Annotated in this window: 13 protein-coding genes; 7 read left to right on the top strand and 6 right to left on the bottom strand. The window is 59.4% G+C overall.

The genetic code is table 11. From position 1 onward, the window contains the following. Positions 1–108: 108 nt before the first annotated feature. Complete coding sequence (locus AC1DXW_RS04840; RefSeq protein ID WP_477755254.1) at positions 109–2304, bottom strand: hypothetical protein; 2196 nt, start codon at positions 2302–2304, stop codon at positions 109–111. A gap of 196 nt (positions 2305–2500) precedes the next feature. Here AC1DXW_RS04840 and AC1DXW_RS04835 point away from each other — a divergent pair, with 196 nt between their 5' ends. Further along, positions 2501–3397 carry an NAD(P)-dependent oxidoreductase gene (locus tag AC1DXW_RS04835; protein ID WP_477755253.1) on the top strand — a complete coding sequence of 299 codons (897 nt, stop codon included), beginning with the start codon at positions 2501–2503 and terminating at the stop codon, positions 3395–3397. Here the strand turns inward: AC1DXW_RS04835 and AC1DXW_RS04830 are convergent. Beyond that, entirely contained in the window at positions 3354–5486 is a 2133-nt protein-coding gene (locus AC1DXW_RS04830; RefSeq protein WP_477755252.1) for a putative bifunctional diguanylate cyclase/phosphodiesterase, read from the bottom strand. The two genes, AC1DXW_RS04835 and AC1DXW_RS04830, sit on opposite strands and share 44 nt — an antisense overlap. A 232-nt stretch (positions 5487–5718) precedes the next feature. Beyond that, entirely contained in the window at positions 5719–6084 is a 366-nt protein-coding gene (locus AC1DXW_RS04825; protein WP_150727609.1) for a YkgJ family cysteine cluster protein, read from the bottom strand. A gap of 268 nt (positions 6085–6352) precedes the next feature. Between AC1DXW_RS04825 and AC1DXW_RS04820 the strand changes: the two genes are divergently transcribed. Then, positions 6353–7702: a spinster family MFS transporter gene (locus AC1DXW_RS04820; RefSeq protein WP_477755251.1), complete on the top strand. Its 1350-nt coding sequence runs from the start codon at positions 6353–6355 to the stop codon at positions 7700–7702. A gap of 196 nt (positions 7703–7898) precedes the next feature. On the opposite strand, the gene rapA is transcribed toward AC1DXW_RS04820, so the two are convergent. Beyond that, positions 7899–10745, bottom strand: coding sequence for an RNA polymerase-associated protein RapA (rapA, locus tag AC1DXW_RS04815; RefSeq protein WP_477755313.1), 2847 nt, complete (start codon positions 10743–10745; stop codon positions 7899–7901). Between the two features lie 216 nt (positions 10746–10961). Here rapA and AC1DXW_RS04810 point away from each other — a divergent pair, with 216 nt between their 5' ends. The 3 genes from AC1DXW_RS04810 to ccoM all read left to right on the top strand — a co-directional run bounded on the left by AC1DXW_RS04810 (position 10962) and on the right by ccoM (position 11824). Then, complete coding sequence (locus AC1DXW_RS04810; protein WP_477755314.1) at positions 10962–11303, top strand: aspartate-semialdehyde dehydrogenase; 342 nt, start codon at positions 10962–10964, stop codon at positions 11301–11303. A gap of 99 nt (positions 11304–11402) precedes the next feature. After that, positions 11403–11564, top strand: coding sequence for a hypothetical protein (locus AC1DXW_RS04805; protein WP_178076663.1), 162 nt, complete (start codon positions 11403–11405; stop codon positions 11562–11564). Positions 11565–11707: 143 nt separating this feature from the next. Beyond that, positions 11708–11824, top strand: coding sequence for a cytochrome c oxidase subunit CcoM (ccoM, locus tag AC1DXW_RS04800; RefSeq protein WP_305729722.1), 117 nt, complete (start codon positions 11708–11710; stop codon positions 11822–11824). A gap of 278 nt (positions 11825–12102) precedes the next feature. Here the strand turns inward: ccoM and AC1DXW_RS04795 are convergent, their stop codons facing one another. Both AC1DXW_RS04795 and AC1DXW_RS04790 read right to left on the bottom strand, forming a co-directional pair. Beyond that, entirely contained in the window at positions 12103–13578 is a 1476-nt protein-coding gene (locus AC1DXW_RS04795) for an inorganic phosphate transporter (RefSeq protein ID WP_477755315.1), read from the bottom strand. A 375-nt stretch (positions 13579–13953) separates the two neighbouring features. Continuing rightward, positions 13954–14154, bottom strand: a complete 201-nt coding sequence (locus AC1DXW_RS04790) for a hypothetical protein (RefSeq protein WP_007986337.1) — start codon at positions 14152–14154, stop codon at positions 13954–13956. A 688-nt stretch (positions 14155–14842) separates the two neighbouring features. On the opposite strand from AC1DXW_RS04790, the gene pcaR reads away from it, so the two are divergent. Together pcaR and pcaK are read left to right on the top strand one after the other, a co-directional pair. Then, positions 14843–15685 carry a pca regulon transcriptional regulator PcaR gene (pcaR, locus tag AC1DXW_RS04785; protein ID WP_223550841.1) on the top strand — a complete coding sequence of 281 codons (843 nt, stop codon included), beginning with the start codon at positions 14843–14845 and terminating at the stop codon, positions 15683–15685. Positions 15686–15808: 123 nt separating this feature from the next. After that, on the top strand, positions 15809–17155 hold the full coding sequence (gene pcaK, locus AC1DXW_RS04780; RefSeq protein WP_477755316.1) for a 4-hydroxybenzoate transporter PcaK: 1347 nt from the start codon (positions 15809–15811) through the stop codon (positions 17153–17155). Positions 17156–17376 lie beyond the last annotated feature (221 nt).

Below are 17376 nucleotides of genomic sequence, written 5' to 3'. Positions count from 1 at the left end.
TCGCTCCCACAGTTGACCGCGTTCTCTCTGAAAGAGTGCGATCCCTGTGGGAGCGAGCTTGGTCCGGGCGGCGTTCCGACGATGGCGGCGACGCGGTTTTGCGTCTTATTAAGCCGTCTTGCCCGTATGGTTGTTCAACGAAATGACCTTGGTCTTGCCAATGCGGTGACGGTAGATCTCGCGCAGGTACTTGATCGCTTTCTTCACACAGTCGCGCGACAGGCGGATGTCGTTGATCGAGACGAATTTTTCCTTGTCGTTGATCAGCTCACGGTACTTCTTCTCATACATCGGTTTGATCGCGTACCAGTTGGTATCGAGGATCTTCGCCGGGTTCTCGAATTCGTTGAGCAAGTCGTCGATGCGGCCTTCGTCGAATTCCTCCTGGACGATGAAGTCCAGGATCGAGTTGTCCAGGGTTTCGTCGAAACGGTAGGCAGACTTCGCAAAGCAGCGCTTGATGAAGGCCACGATCAGTGTCAGGAAGTCGTCCGACAGGCACGGGCTCTTGGCGATCAGGGTGGTCAGCGACAGGTTGGCCGAGGCACCGATCACCAGCGCGTAGCGCTTGAGCGTGGTGTTGGGGAACAGGCTGTTGAGGTGAGTCTTCAACCGGTTCAAATCCATATAGGACAGCTTGTAGTCCTTCGGCAAGGAAACGATCGACACCACCGACGAGCAATTCTTGAAGAAGTGCAGGTCGTGCAGGGCCGCCGCGTCGTAACCCGAGTTCTTGTACTGCTCCAGCGACGCGCGATAGCGTTTGGACTCGATCGGTAACAGGCTGATGCCTTCGATGGCCTGGGTGACCTTGTTGAAGTGCGGCAGGTCGATCGAACGGAAGAACAGGTCATCGATGTTCAGACGCTGCGGCTCTTTCTCGAACACCTTGAATTTGTCGCTGCTCGGCGGCGGGGTTTCCGGCACTACGGACTCTGCGTAGGCAATCGCCACCGGGCCGGCCAGGCTCATGAACAGATCGTTGGCGTCCAGGCGGATGGTTTCGCCGATGTCGATGCCGGCGCGACGGAAATAGTTCTGGTCGTAGTCGGTGGTCACCGCCTGGGCCGTCAGAATGTTGAAGATCTGCTGTGAGATGTATTGGTTGGCATGCTTTTCCATGGCATTGACATCAATGTTCTGGATATTGCCGTCATCGTTCTCTTCGGCGTAACGCATGATGTCGTTGGAGATCAGCATCATCGCGTTCCATGGGCGGATGCGGCCCATGACGCTGGCTTCGCTGCTGTCTTCGTTGGCGAAGTTGTAGGAGAAGTCCCACTCTTCCGACAGGTACTTGCACAGCAGGCGGCCGGCATTGATGTGCAGGGCCTCGGACATTTCACTGCGGTGATCGGAAATGTTCGGCAGTACACAGATGCCACTGGTGAAGATCGGTTCGAAGACGAAGGCGTGGCCGCTCTTGCTGTCGTGCTCGTCCATCGGTTTGGTGTCGAACGTCTTGTTCATGTACGAGTGCTGCTGGGCCAGGCCGAATTCCGAGGCCATGCCCGAGCCGGTACCGCCGCCGGCACTGAAGATCGAGAAATACAGGCGCGACTGGTTGGCCTTGATGCCGCAGCTGTCGATCAGGTACGAGTGAATCATTTTCCAGTCAGGGCTGGAGAAACGCTGGGTGTCCTTGTTCAGGATGATCTTGGCCAGGTACTGGCCGAGGATCGGCGCGTTACCGGCGCCACCGGCGTGGACTTCCGACAAGTCCATGATTTTCATCTTGCTGTAGTCGCGCAGGAAACCGCTTTTTTCGCCCTTGCGCGAGAAACGGATGCGTCCGGCGATGTCCTTGTCCAGGTCTCCGAGCATCACCAGTGGCTCGACCAGAAACACCGGCTTGGTGTTTTTGTTCTGGCCCAGGCGCAGGTTGTTGCGGATCCACTGGGCCGGGCTGTAGCCCTTTTCGGCAAAACGCTTGTCCGGCGACAGGCGATCTTCGTTGTTGAATTCGTTGAGGTAGAACTTGCGGGCGTTGTACACCAGCTCCGCCACGTCCAGCGCAATGTTCGAGCCGCAGCGGCCCAGGCCGATCAGGCACACCGACGGGAATTCCTGATCGTTGTGCTGTTCGCTGTCGCCTTCCAGATGCGGTGCGCGCGGGAACACCATGTCGCGCAGGCCGTCGAGGTTATCGAGGATGCGGTCGGTGTTGGTTTCGGTGAAGTACAGGTATTGCTGGGTTGCCAACGGGCGCGATTGAATCAATGGCTTCGGTGATGACGGGCTGTTGGCCGCGGGGCTCAACGTCAGATCGGTTACTGCAGTGGCCGGGTTGTTTTTAGAAGTCATGGTTCGCCATCTACCTGGGCTGATTGGTTGGCCGACTCGCTGTCGTCGAACCGTCACGGAATACAATCGCGTCTTTTTTCAGCGCGTACCTGGACCATGCCTTGGTCTTTAGCCTGAGCATTGCTCGGAGTGAATCCTTTCCTGAGTCATGATGAATCGGCCAATATTTGGTGATCTTTAATCAAGAAGAGGCAAAATGATGTCAACGCTACCTTCGCTAGGGTTTGCCGGGATCGGCCTGATGGGGCTGCCGATGTGCCGGCGCCTGCTGGCCGCGGGTTATCCGCTGGCGGTATGGAATCGCAATCCGGAGAAGTGCAAGCCGCTGGTGGAGGCCGGCGCACGCCAGGTCGCCAGCCCGGCAGAGCTGTGCCAGCACGCGGACGTGGTGATGTTGTGCCTGGCGGATACGTCGGTCGTACGCGAGGTCGTGTTTGGTCCGGCAGGCATTGCGGAGGGAGCAGGAAAAGGCCAGTTACTGGTGGACCTTTCCAGCCTGGAGCCCAACGCCACGCGGGAAATGGCCGCAGAACTCGCCGGTAAAACCGGCATGGGCTGGCTCGACACGCCGGTGTCCGGCGGTGTGGTCGGCGCTGAAGCCGGGAGCCTGGCGATCATGGTGGGTGGCGAGTCACAGGATCTGGATCGGGTTCGTCCCGTTCTGCTGAACCTGGGGCAGCGTGTGACGCACATGGGCGGCATCGGGGCAGGGCAGGTGACCAAGGCGTGCAACCAGATGATCGTCGCCTGCAATGCCTTGGTGATTGCCGAAGTGGTCGCGTTGGCGGAACGTTCCGGGGTTGATGCAAGCCTGATCGCCGAAGCGCTGTCCGGCGGCTATGCCGATTCGAAACCCTTGCAGATCCTGGCCCCACAGATGGCGGAAAACCGTTTCGAGCCGGTCAAGTGGCACGTGCGAACGTTGCTCAAGGATCTGGATACCGCGGTGAAGTTTTCCCGTGAGCAAGGCTCGGCGACACCGATCAGCGGTCTGGCCGCGCAGTTGATGCGCCTGCATGGCAGTCAGGGCTTCCTTGAAAAGGATCCGTCTACATTAGTGCAGATGTACCGTGAGCCAGGCTCAACGTTGTGACGGTACAGGTGTGCTTGCGCTGGTTGATTTCGTTCAGTACCGGATGCAGCTCGGCCAGTGGCACCGGCCGACTGAGCAAATAGCCCTGAGCGAAGTCACAGCCATGGTTTTCCAGGAACTGATATTGCTCGAAGGTTTCGACCCCTTCGGTGACCACTTGCAGGTGCAGGGTATGGGCCATGACAATGATCGCCTGGACAATCTCCATGTCCTGTGTGGCCTTGGGGATGTCCTGGATGAACGAGCGGTCGATTTTCATTGTGTTGAGCGGCAAGCGCTTGAGGTAGGCCAAGGATGAATAGCCGGTGCCGAAGTCATCGATCGACAGCGACACGCCGAGGGCACGAATCTGTCGCAGCAACATCAGTGTGTTGGCGATATTGCCCATCAAGGCGTTTTCCGTGACTTCCAGTTCCAGCCGGTGGGGCTCCACACCGGCGGCTCGCAATGCGTACTCGATTTCATCGGCCAGTTCTACGCGCGCCAGGCTCAGGGGCGAGCAATTCACGGCGATCTTGAGGTCTACACAACCCTGGCGCGACAGCTCGCCCAGATCCTCGCAGGCCCTGCGCAGCACCCAGTTGTCCAGTTCGGCGATCAGGCCGTTGGCCTCGGCGATGGCGATAAAACGATCCGGCACGAGGAAACCATGGACCGGGTGTTGCCAGCGAATCAAGGCTTCGAGCTTGCTGACCTGACCGGTCTTGAGGTCATAGATCGGCTGGTAATAGAGCATCAGGCCAGTGTCTTCACGCAAGGCATGGCGCAGTTCTTCTTCCAGTTGCAGTTCCAGTGTGGCGCGGGTTTTCAGGTTGGCGCTGAAAAAGCTCAGGCCGTTGCGGCCGCCGCCCTTGGACTGATACAGCGCCAGGTCGGCGTTTTTCAGCAGTTCCTCACAAGTCTTGCCGTCCTCCGGAAACAGGCTGATGCCGATGCTGGTGGTCATGACCATGCGCCTGCCGGCCAGTTCGATGGGCTCCTTCATTTTCAACATGATGCGTTGGGCCATCTGCCGCGCCTCTTCACGATCATGCAGGTCGATGAGCAGGCAGAACTCGTCGCCGCCGAAGCGCGCGACCACATCCTCATGACTGCGAATCGAACTCTTGATGTGCCCGGCAAGCACTTTGAGCAGTTCGTCACCGGCATCGTGGCCAAGGCTGTCGTTGATCCGCTTGAAATGGTCGATGTCCAGGAACATGACCGCCAGCATCCCGCCTTTACTGGATTTCTCGATGAGTTTTTCGGCGAAGACCTGGTTGAATCCGCGGCGGTTGATCAGGTTGGTCAGCGCGTCGTAGTGCGCCACCTGTTGCAGCGACATGCGCGCCTGGTCCAGCTGGCTGAGCAGGGAGTTGACCCGTTGCAGGTCGTGGTCCTTGCGTTGCAGCTTCTTGTCCGCCAGCGCCGCGCTGATGCTGCTGCCGATGATCAGCAGGGTCATGACCGCCACGGTCAGTGCCAGTTGCAGTTGGCTGTTTTCGCCGGTTTGCGCTGGCAGGCTGCCTTCGGGCAGCACCAGGTTGAAGGCGGCCATGGCCGTGAGGTGCATACTGAGGATGCCAGCCCCGAGCAACAGGCTGGCGCAGTATTTGATGAGCTGATGCAGCATGCCGGCGCCGTCGCGCAGATACCATGCCAGTAACAAGGCTGCCAGCGCGGCACCGATCGCAATCACGATGGACAGGGCGAACAGGCCCGGATGGTAATAGACCGAGGCATTGGAGTGCATGGCCGTCATGCCCACGTAATGCATGGTCGCGATACCCAGGCCGATCCCGATCGATGACATGAGGCACTGTCGCAAACTCAGCTCGGGAAGGCTGAGGGTATGCATGGCCAGCCACGCGGCGAGCAGCGCGATGGTTAGCGAGAACACCGTGACAGGCAGTTGGTAGTGAAGATCGATAGGCGCCTGGAATGCCAGCATCCCGACGAAGTGCATGGCCCAGATACTGCCGGCCAGGCATCCGCTGCCCACCCAGCGCCAGAGCGTTTGGGACGCGGATTTTTCAGCGTGAGCAACACGTTCGGCCATGTCCAGTGTCGCGAAGCTGCCGACACAGGCGACCAGATAAGCCAGCAGCACCAGAAAAGGGTCATGTGTGCAATTAAGTATGACCTGCCCACTCTCTGGTAGCTCGGTAATGAAATGCAAACCAAGCCACTCCATAGCATGCCCCCATCGTTATCCCTCAGGCCGGCGCAAGGAGCGCCAGCGAATGTCCTGGAGTATAGAGGGCGTGGATGGGGCGCAAGCGGTAGTGGCACATTGCTTTCAATGATTTTGGAATTAGCCTAATAGCGATTGGTGCTAATGCTCAGGCGATTTGCTTCTGAGGCGTCTCGAATGCGGGTTGCAGGGCCGGCAAGCCGAAAGCGGCACGGGCCGCGTCGCAATCGGGATTGGCCACGCCATCGACCCACGAAGCGTCGAATTCCCGGCAGGTGCTGGAGCGTTTTTCGTAAATCGAGCACTGCACTGTACTGCCCACGTCTCCCACCAGGCTGGTGCAGCGCACGGGTTTGCAGCCGGTGCCGAGCATCGCGACCCGACTGGGGCTGATCTGCTCGACAAGCTCATCGGGTACCGTCCCCCCGGACGAGGCGCATTCACCCCAGAAAAATGACACGCGAAAATGAGAACAGCAGGCACCGCAATTCAGACACGGACTGGCTTCGGACATGGGCGATTATCGTAAGGAGGGGTGGAGACACAGGGGGGAATCAAGGCCGCTATTCTAGGCTTCGCCAACGGCTTGGGAAGGGGGGGTGAAAGGTATTTTTCAACGACCGGACGGACTGCGAAATACTCGCCCTGCGAAAGCTCCTACAGGTTGCGTCCCATGGGGGGGTATCAGCCTGGCGAATAATCAAAGACAGTTGTGGCCCGCCTGTCTAGATTGCAAAGTCCGGGGGCAGTGACGCCCCAAAAACAATAAAAGAGACGGACCCATGCAGAACTCGACCCAAGCGGCCAATGCCTGGCGCATCCTGTTCCTGTTGTTCCTGGCCAACCTGTTCAATTTTTTCGACCGCACCATCCCGGCCATCATCATCGAGCCCATTCGCATGGAATGGCACCTCAGTGATTTCCAGTTGGGGATCATCGGGACGGCATTCACCATCGTCTACGCCATTGCCGGCTTGCCGCTGGGGCGCATGGCCGATACCGGTTCGCGCAGCAAGCTGATGGGCTGGGGGCTGGCGGTGTGGAGCGGGTTGACCGCCGTCAACGGTATGGTGGGCAGTTTCTGGAGTTTCCTGATCGTGCGCATGGGCATCGGCATCGGCGAGGCCAGCTACGCGCCAGCCGCCAATTCGCTGATCGGCGACTTGTTCCCGGCGCACCGCCGGGCCCGCGCCATGGGCATCTTCATGCTGGGGCTGCCGTTGGGGCTGTTGCTGGCGTTCTTCACCATCGGCGCGATGGTCAAGGCCTTCGATAGCTGGCGCGCGCCGTTCTTTATTGCGGCGGTGCCCGGGCTGATCCTCGCGATCTTCATGTTTTTCATCAAGGAACCGAAACGCGGCGCCGCCGAGAGCGTTCAGGTGTCGCAGGAAAAGATCGATCAGCCGATCCGTCGGGTATTGGCTGTGCCAACCTTTCTGTGGCTGGTGATGGCCGGCCTGTGTTTCAACTTCGCCACCTATGCCTGCAACTCGTTTCTGGTGCCGATGCTGCAACGGTACTTTCTCATGCCGTTGCAGGATGCCGCGGTCGCCACCGGAGTTATTGTCGGTGTGACCGGGTTGGTCGGCCTGACCCTCGGTGGCTGGATCGCGGACAAGATTCACCAGCGGATTGCCAACGGGCGGCTGTTGTTTGCGGCCTTCAGCCTGATGATTTCGACGGTCTGCACCGCGTGGGCGCTGCATTCCGGGCGCATCGAGATCGGTGTGTTTGTTGCGGTATTTAGCCTGGGTTGGTTGTTCGCCTACAACTTCTACACCTGCGTGTACACGGCGATACAGGATGTGGTCGAGCCGAGGTTGCGGGCGACGGCGATGGCGCTGTTCTTTGCCGGGCTGTATCTGTTGGGCGGCGGTTTGGGGCCGGTGGTGGTCGGGGCCTTGTCGGATCACTTTGCCCACACGGCGATGCTCGAGGCAGGTGCGGAACAGATGACTGAGGCGTTTAAAGCGGTCGGCCTGCATGACGCGATGTACCTGATTCCGGTGGCGCTGTTGTTCACCGTGGTGTTTCTGTTCCTGGCTTCGCGGTGTTTCGTGCGCGATGCCAAGCGGATGAAGGAAGGGTTGGTGGCGGTAGTTGAGCCTGAAGGTTCTGCGGTGACTGCTTGACCGCTATCGCGAGCAAGCTCGCTCCCACAGGTTCTGTGGTTTCACAGATTCCGTGTACGACACGGACACTGTGGGAGCGGCGGTGCGGCGATCCGACTTGCCCGCGATGAGGCCATCCGCATCACTACAGGAATCAGACAAATAAAAAGGCCCGCATCACTGCGGGCCTTCTTTTTAAGCAGGGTGGAGCAGGGGATTAACCCGCCACCAACACCCGAATCGCTTCCAGTCGCAACGCAGCCTTGTCGAGCATGGCCAGGCCTTGCTCGCGTTGTTTGCGCAGGGCCACCAGTTCGCTTTCGCGCACGGTCGGGTTGACCGCTTGCAACGCGGTCAAGCGCGCCAGTTCTTCCTCGGTATCGGCGGCCAGGCGACGCTGTGCCTCGGCGACACGTTCTGTGTGGCGCGGCAGGATCTTCGCTTCACCGGCGTTGATTCGTGGCGTCAACTGGTCACGCTGGGCCTGGATGAACTTGTTGGCGCTGGCACGCGGCACGCTTTCGAGCTGATCGTTCAAGGTTTCGAACGACACGCGGGCCGACAGGTCGTTGCCGTTGGTATCGAGCAGGCAGCGCAGGGCGGCCGGCGGCAGGTAGCGGCCCAGTTGCAGTGAGCGCGGGGCAACCACTTCGCTGACATACAACAGTTCCAGCAACACGGTGCCCGGCTTGAGTGCCTTGTTCTTGATCAGCGCCACGGCGGTGTTGCCCATGGAGCCGGACAGCACCAGATCCATGCCGCCCTGAACCATCGGGTGCTCCCAGGTGATGAATTGCATGTCTTCGCGAGACAGCGCCTGGTTACGGTCGTAAGTGATGGTCACGCCTTCGTCGTCGCCCAGCGGGAAGCTGGCGTCGAGCATTTTTTCGCTCGGCTTGAGGATCAGTGCATTTTCCGAATGGTCTTCGCTGTCGATGCCGAAGGCGTCGAACAGGGTTTCCATGTAGATCGGCAGTGCGAACTGATCGTCTTGCTCAAGGATATCCTCCACCAGCGCATCGCCTTCGCCCGCGCCACCGGAGTTCAGCTCCAGCAAACGGTCACGACCGGTGTGCAACTCGGCTTCCAGGCGCTCACGCTCGGTGCGGGCTTCGTCGATCAGCGCTTGCCACTCGCCATCGTCGGCTTCTTCGAGCAGCGGCAGCAGGCGCGGGCCGAACTGGTGCTGCAGGGCGTTGCCGGTCGGGCAGGTATTGAGGAACGCGTTCAGCGCTTCGTGGTACCACTGGAACAGGCGCTCTTGCGGGCTGGTTTCCAGGTATGGCACGTGCAGTTCGATGATGTGCTTCTGACCGATCCGGTCCAGTCGACCGATACGTTGTTCCAGCAGGTCCGGGTGGGACGGCAGGTCGAACAGCACCAAGTGATGGGAGAACTGGAAGTTGCGACCTTCACTGCCGATTTCCGAGCAGATCAGCACTTGCGCGCCAAACTCTTCGTCGGCGAAGTAGGCGGCGGCGCGGTCACGCTCGAGGATGTTCATGCCTTCGTGGAACACCGTGGCCGGGATGCCGGAACGCACGCGCAGGGCGTCTTCCAGGTCCATGGCGGTTTCGGCGTGGGCGCAGATCACCAGTACTTTGGTGCGCTTGAGCATCTTCAGCTGATCAATCAACCACTCGACGCGCGGGTCGAACTTCCACCAGCGATCTTCTTCGCTGGCATCCGGTTGGGCCTGGAAGCTGACTTCCGGGTACAACTCGGCGTGATCGCCCAACGGCAGTTCGAGGTATTCGTCCGGGCACGGCAGCGGGTACGGGTGCAGCTTGCGCTCCGGGAAACCCTGCACGGCGGCGCGGGTGTTACGGAACAGCACGCGGCCGGTGCCGTGGCGGTCGAGCAATTCACGCACCAGGCGGGCGCTGGCTTCGGTGTCGCCATCGTTGACGGCGGCCAACAGGGCTTCGCCTTCGTTGCCGAGGAACCCGTGGATGGTCTTGTGGGCTTGCGGCGACAGGCGTCCCTTGTCCAGCAACTCCTGAACGGCTTCAGCCACCGGGCGATAGTTTTCGCTCTCGGCGCGGAAGGCTTGCAGGTCGTGGAAACGGTTCGGGTCGAGCAGGCGCAGACGAGCGAAGTGGCTGTCCTGGCCGAGTTGTTCCGGGGTGGCGGTCAACAGCAGCACGCCGGGAATGGTTTCGGCGAGTTGCTCGACCAGCGAATACTCAGGGCTGACCTGATCTTCGTGCCACACCAGGTGGTGAGCTTCGTCGACCACCAGCAAGTCCCAGCCGGCCGCGAACAGCGCGTCCTGGGCTTTCTCGTCGTCCACCAGCCACTCGAGCGCGACCAGCGCGAGTTGGGTGTCTTCGAATGGGTTGCTGGCATCGCTTTCGATGAAGCGCTCTTCGTCGAACAGCGCGACCTGCAGGTTGAAACGGCGGCGCATCTCGACCAGCCACTGGTGCTGCAGGTTTTCCGGAACCAGGATCAGCACACGGCTGGCGCGGCCCGAGAGCAATTGGCGATGGATCACCAGGCCGGCTTCGATGGTTTTGCCCAGGCCCACTTCATCGGCCAGCAGAACCCGTGGCGCGATGCGGTCGGCGACTTCGCGGGCAATGTGCAACTGGTGCGCGATCGGTTGCGCACGCACGCCGCCCAGGCCCCAAAGGGAGGACTGCAGCTGGCGGCTGGTGTGTTCCAGAGTGTGATAACGCAGGGAGAACCAGGCCAGCGGGTCGATCTGGCCGGCGAACAGACGGTCGCTGGCCAAACGGAACTGGATGAAGTTCGACAGTTGGGTCTCTGGCAGGGTGACCACTTCGCTCTGCCCGTTGAGGCCGTGGTAAACCAGCAGGCCATCAACGTCGTCGACTTCGCGGACGGTAAGCTTCCAGCCTTCGAAGTGGGTGATGGTGTCACCCGGTGAAAACCGCACGCGGGTCAGAGGCGCATTCCGTAGCGCGTACTGGCGGGTGTCGCCAGTGGCCGGGTAGAGCACGGTCAACAAGCGGCCGTCCTGTGCCAGAACGGTGCCTAAACCCAGCTCGGCTTCGCTGTCACTGATCCAGCGTTGCCCCGGTTGATACTGCTGCGCCATGCTGCCTGACTCCCACCTGAAAAAGCGGGCTATCTTAACGGAATGAGGGCTTCAGGGCCAAAGGACTCTCAGAAAAACTCACAGTCTTACGTTAGTCCACCTGTGCATGGCGCGCCGCCCGGTGCACTAATGAGTGCCAATTGGGTCACAGTTTGCGACCGATGGCTCAAGTCGCCATCCCCGCAGCCGACAGCCTGCTGACAGGAGACCGAAACCATGCTGCCACCGATGCTCCCCCTGAGTGCCGTGCCGATCACTTCGCAAACCGACCCGATCCGCCAGCGTCCGGACATTCCACCGGTGGTGCCGGTGCAGGAAAGCTCCAGTGAAAGCACCATTGACCTGCAAAAGCGCAATCCCGAAGAGGACGGGTTAGTGCTGCGCGAGGAACAGCGCCGCAAGCAGGAGCAGGAAAGACGTCGCCGCGAGGCTGATCATGACCCCGAGGCGCACCTGGCGATTCCCGGCGATGAACTCAATGCCGACAACACCGTGCCGGTGGCGCCGCTGATGGAAGATCAGCCGCGGCAGGGGCTGTGGGTCGACATCGAGATTTGAACGCAGGCTGGTCAGCGAGGCCATCAGGCCGCATTATTGGCGCAGGGTTGCCGAACGCTACGGCGGCTGAATCTCATTTCAAGCGATGCACTGACCGCCATGAGCCAAGACGACAAACTGATTGACCTCAACGCTGAACGCGCCAAGCGTGTTCATGACCTCAACGACAAGCGACTCAATGAAGTTCGCCAGGCGTTCGAGCAGGCCATGCCATTGGGCAAGGCCAGGAAAAAGCCGAAAAACAAACCGAAAAAGCGCTGAAATCCCCCGCATTCATTGATGCGGGTCAAACTTTCCCCTTCCTCTTGCCCAGTCTCGGGCGACATTGATCCCGGTCAATATTCTCTCCTGCCCGATTGGTTAACTTAGCCCTATCGCAACAGGGCAAGTACAGGAGACGCGTCATGTTTTTCGACAACGTGGTGATCGCCGGAGTGCTGACTGTCGGCCTTATGTTTGTGTTTTTTGCAGGATTCGGACTTTTTATCTGGAAGGATTCGCACAAGCGGAAAAAACCGTAGTTCTTTCTGGATGTAATGAGCACGCAAGGCATTTTGGGCAACTTCGGTTGCCCTTTTTTTTGCCTGTAAAACTCTATCGATACACGCAAACCCTGTGGGAGCGAGCTTGCTCCGGGCGGCGTTCCGACGATGAGGCCATAACATTCAGCATCTATATTGGCTGTAAGACCGCTATCGCGAGCAAGCTCGCTCCCACAGTGATTTGTGGTGTAGCGAAGATTTTGGCAATAAAAAAGGCGCGTTCCTTGCGGAGCGCGCCTTTTTCGTTTGGCTGCTTATCAGCTGCCAAGGGCCTTCGAAGCCAGCCAGAACAACCCGGCCGACAGGGCCACGGTGGCTGGCAGGGTCAATACCCAGGCCAGCAGGATGGTTCTGACGGTGCCGCCTTGCAGGCCGCTTTTGTTGGCGACCATGGTGCCTGCCACGCCCGAGGACAGCACGTGGGTGGTGGAAACCGGCAGGCTGAAGATGTTCGCCATGCCGATCAGGCTGGCAGTGGTGATCTGCGCCGACATGCCTTGGGAGTAGGTCATGCCTTGCTTGCCGATCTTCTCGCCAATGGTCAGTACCACGCGTTTCCAGCCGACCATGGTGCCCAGGCCCAAGGCCAGTGCAACCGCCAGAATCACCCAGAACGGCGCGTATTCAGTGGTAGTGGTCAGGTCTTTGCGCAGCTTGTCCAGGTCGGCCTTTTCACGAGCCCCGAGAGTTGGCAACTTGCTGACTTTCTTCGCGGTGTCGTCCAGGCAGAGCAGGTAGCGACGGACTTCGATACGGCTTTCCGCCGACAGCGAATGGTAGTCGGCTACACCCTTGAGGGTGCCGAGCAGGGCGGTAATGGTCGGTTCGGTCTGTTGCGGGTTGCAACGGAATTTCTCCGGCAAGTCGCCGTCCAAGCTCTTGCCCAGGGCCAGGAACTCGCCCAGGGTTTCGGAATTGCGCTGGTAGAACTGGCTCAGGTGCAGGGTCGCGTCGCGAGTCCGCTCGATCTGGTAGGTCGTGCTGTTCAGGTCGAGGACGAACTGGGCCGGCACGATACCGATCAGGACCAGCATGATCAGGCCGATACCTTTCTGGCCATCGTTGGAACCGTGCACGAAACTCACGGCCATGGCCGAAATCACCAGTACCAGGCGATTCCAGAACGGCGGGTGTTTCTTGTCGTCGATCTTGCGGCGCTGTTCCGGCGTCTTGTGCATCTTCGACAGCGGACGCCACCATTTAAGACCGATCAGGATCAGTGCGGCGATCAGGAAGCCGGCCATTGGCGAGAACACCAGGGAAGCGCCGATATCGATCGCTTTCTGCCAGTTCACACCGTCAGCCAGCGGAATGTCGTTGATCAGGGCGTTGGCCAGGCCGACACCGAGGATCGAACCGATCAGCGTGTGGGAACTGGAAGCGGGAATGCCGAAGTACCAGGTGCCCAGGTTCCAGGCGATGGCGGCGGCGAGCAACGAGAACACCATGGCCAGTCCGTGACCGGTGTTCACATTGATCAGCAGTTCTACCGGTAGCAGGTGGACGATGGCATACGCCACGCCGACCCCGCCCAGCAGCACGCCGAGGAAGTTGAACACACCGGAGAAGAACACCGCCAGGTGAGGCGGCATGGCTTTGGTGTAGATAACGGTCGCCACCGCGTTAGCGGTGTCATGAAAGCCGTTGATGAACTCGAAGGCGAGGACAAAGGCCAGGGCGAGCAAGAGGCTCACAAGCACCCAAGCATCCAGTCCGCTGAATAAATCGATCATGAAGGTTTTCTGACCCGGTCATAAGGGGGCGCGATTATGCCAGAAAAGACTGCTAATCAATGCACTAGCTGCTCATCGGTAACATTCTTCAACGAATTTTTTTGCCGCAGCACCTAAAAACCCAGGGTTTTGCTGTGTTTTTTAAGTCATTGATTTTATTTGTAAAATCGCTGTCGCAAAACCTTAACGGCCCGGTAAGAGGGGCTTGAAAGGTTGTGCGAAAAATCTGAGAAATAGGTCAGATACCGGAAATATGCCTGATTCGACGACGGTGATGGCCGCTGCCCGCTCATGGCGGGCGCGAAAGGCAACATCAATACATCCCGCTTTTAACGGGTGCAGAGGCGGGCCATTGTAGGGATCAGGTCAAAGCAGTCACGGCTCTTCGGCTTTGAGTTCCTTTTCCATTTTTTGAAGTTCCTGCTGGAAAACCTGATCCTGAACGGTGGCGCGTTTACGCCAGGGTTTGCGTTCCGGTTCGGGTTGAGCGGCGTAAGTGGTGACTTCTCCGCCGTAAACTTCCTTGTAGCGTTGTTCCTGGCGCTCTAGTTCCGCGCGCAGTTCGTCTTTCGTCACAGTGCTACCTGATTGAGTTGGGATAAATTCTGGTGAACACGCGCTGCATCAAATCGATTGATCACGTTCGTCGAATGGGCAATGCCCGTCAGGCATCGTTTTGGCAACAGGGTGATCAATACTTCCATGTCACAGGCGGCCACGGCACCAGATATAAACAGCTGACGTAGCTTCAGTTTCCTGTATCAGCAAGCGCACTGGCAAGGCGGTTCAATGCGAGTCTGGCGCTTGCAACGGGCAACGGCGATGGAACATCGCATTGCCGGGCAGCGGGTTCGGCAAGTAAAAAACCGAAGCGCTACTGAATTGTATTATAGCGGCCGATTTGAAGAACACTATCTCCAACGAGTTAAAAGCGGATCCCGGTGTGACCGTTTTGTTGCTAGAAACTTTACGATTAACTGGAACGCCGACGGGTACCACATTGCAGCGATGCCTGCCTGACGCCATTAAGTTCGAACAAGTTACGGTATTTAGATTGCCCCATTAAGTCCTGTGTCGAGTCGATGTAAACAGCGGTTCGTGAGTCAGCGAAAAACCGGACACCAGCGAATCGGGTGATTGATCCGGTGGATTGCGATTATCGGTCGAGCGTTCGATAATCGCCCGAAGATGGCAGGCCGGGCTTGAGTGCCAGGCGGTAGCCCTTTGTAATAGTCGCTGATCCGAGTGGGTAAAAGGACCTTGTATGAACGATCAAATGCGCAATTCCTTCACTTCAGTGGCTCCCCCCATCGTTGCTTCACCGGCCAAGCGGATCCAGGCACTGACCGGCGACCCGGACTTCATGACGTCCCTGGCCCGTGGCCTGGCCGTGGTGCAAGCGTTCCAGGAGCGCAAACGACACCTGACCATCGCCCAGATCAGTCACCGAACGGAAATTCCCCGCGCCGCGGTGCGCCGTTGCCTGCACACCCTGATCAAACTCGGCTACGCCACCACCGACGGCCGCACCTATTCGTTGCTGCCCAAAGTGCTGACCCTCGGCCATGCCTATGTGTCATCGACGCCGCTGGCGGTGTCCGCCCAGCCTTACCTGGACCGCATGAGCGAGCAACTGCACGAGGCCTGCAACATGGCCACGCTGGAAGGTGATGACATTTTGTACATCGCTCGCTCCGCAACCACCCAGCGCCTGATTTCGGTGGACTTGTCGGTGGGCGGGCGCTTGCCGGCCTATTGTACGTCGATGGGGCGGATTCTGCTGGCCGCGCTGGATGACACGTCGCTGGGCGAATACCTCGATCACGCCGAATTGCAAGCCAAGACCAGCCGTACGATTCACACCCCCGAGGCATTGCTCGAATGCCTGCAAGAGGTGCGACAGCAAGGCTGGTGCATCGTTGACCAGGAACTTGAGCAAGGGCTGCGTTCAATTGCCGTTCCTGTATATGACGCCTCCGGCCAGGTGGTTGCGGCCCTCAACGTCAGCACTCACGCCGGGCGAGTCAGCCGCAATGAGCTGGAACAGCGATTTCTGCCTGGCCTGCTGAGTGCCAGCCGCGACCTCAGCGCCCAGCTGTTTGCCTAAGCTGTTCGATAAACGCACAGAGTTGCGTTTATCGAATTGACGCTGTTTCCTCCGGATCATTACTGTCGCGGCTTCGTCAGCGTCTGCTGACACCGTTCGACTGCGATCCGTGGAATAAAAATAATGAACCAGCCTCAGTCTGCTGTAGGTAACTGCCTCGACGTGCAGTCCTTCATCAATGCCCAACCCATTTCGCGCTACCAGTGGCGCGTGGTGATCCTGTGTTTCCTGATTGTCTTCCTCGATGGCCTCGACACTGCGGCCATGGGTTTCATCGCCCCGGCCCTGTCCCAGGACTGGGGTATCGACCGCGCCAGCCTAGGCCCGGTGATGAGTGCGGCGCTGATCGGCATGGTCTTCGGCGCACTGGGCTCGGGCCCGTTGGCTGACCGCTTCGGACGAAAAGTCGTACTGGTCGGTGCGGTGCTGTTGTTCGGTGCCTTCAGCCTGGCCTCGGCCTACAGCAGCAATGTCGATCAGTTGCTGGTGTTGCGCTTCCTGACTGGCCTGGGTCTGGGCGCCGGCATGCCGAATGCCACGACCCTGCTGTCGGAGTACACTCCGGAGCGCAAGAAGTCTTTGCTAGTGACCAGCATGTTCTGCGGTTTCAACCTGGGCATGGCCGGCGGCGGATTCATCTCGGCCAAGCTCATTCCGGCCTTTGGCTGGCACAGCCTGCTGCTGATCGGCGGGATTTTGCCGCTGATCCTCTCCGTCGTTTTGCTGCTCTGGCTGCCGGAGTCGGCGCGTTACCTGGTGGTACGCAATCGCGGTACGGACAAAGTGCGCAAGGCACTGGCGCCGATTGATCCGACGGTGGTGGCCCAGGCGTCCAGTTTCAGCGTGCCGGAACAGAAAACCGTGAAGGCGCGCAATGTGTTCGCGGTGATCTTCTCCGGCACCTACAGCGTCGGCACCTTGCTGCTGTGGCTGACCTACTTCATGGGCCTGGTGATCGTTTACCTGCTGACCAGCTGGCTGCCGACGCTGATGCGTGACAGTGGCGCGAGCATGGAGCAAGCCGCCTTCATCGGCGCGCTGTTCCAGTTCGGCGGCGTGCTGAGTGCGGTGGGCGTGGGCTGGGCGATGGACCGGTTCAATCCGCACAAGGTCATCGGCATTTTTTACCTGCTGGCCGGGGTGTTTGCCTACGCAGTAGGGCAGAGCCTGGGCAACATCGCGCTGCTGGCGACCCTGGTGCTGGTGGCCGGGATGTGTGTCAACGGCGCGCAATCGGCAATGCCGTCGCTGGCCGCACGGTTTTATCCGACTCAGGGGCGGGCCACCGGGGTGTCGTGGATGCTCGGGATCGGCCGCTTCGGCGCCATCCTAGGGGCGTGGATGGGTGCAACGCTGTTGGGGCTGGGCTGGAACTTCGAGCAAGTGCTGACGGCGCTGGTGATTCCGGCGGCGCTGGCAACGACGGCGGTGGTGATCAAGGGCATGGTCAGTCATGCGGATGCGACCTGATCCTGGTTTGAAATAGTGGTGTAACAGTAAAAGATCGCAGCCTGCGGCAGCTCCTACAGGGGAATGTGTAAATCTGTAGGAGCTGCCGCAGGCTGCGATCTTTTGGGGCAGCCTATAAAGATAGCCAGATAACAATATGTTCGATAATCGAACGCTTAGTCGATTATCGGATTGTTTGGCGTTTTGCACGGGCTTAATCTTCAGTCACTCCGGCGCTGCGC

Source organism: Pseudomonas sp. P4_C4, assembly GCF_056402055.1.
Note: the sequence above shows the minus strand (reverse complement) of the source record. Positions and strands in the feature narration are given on the sequence as shown.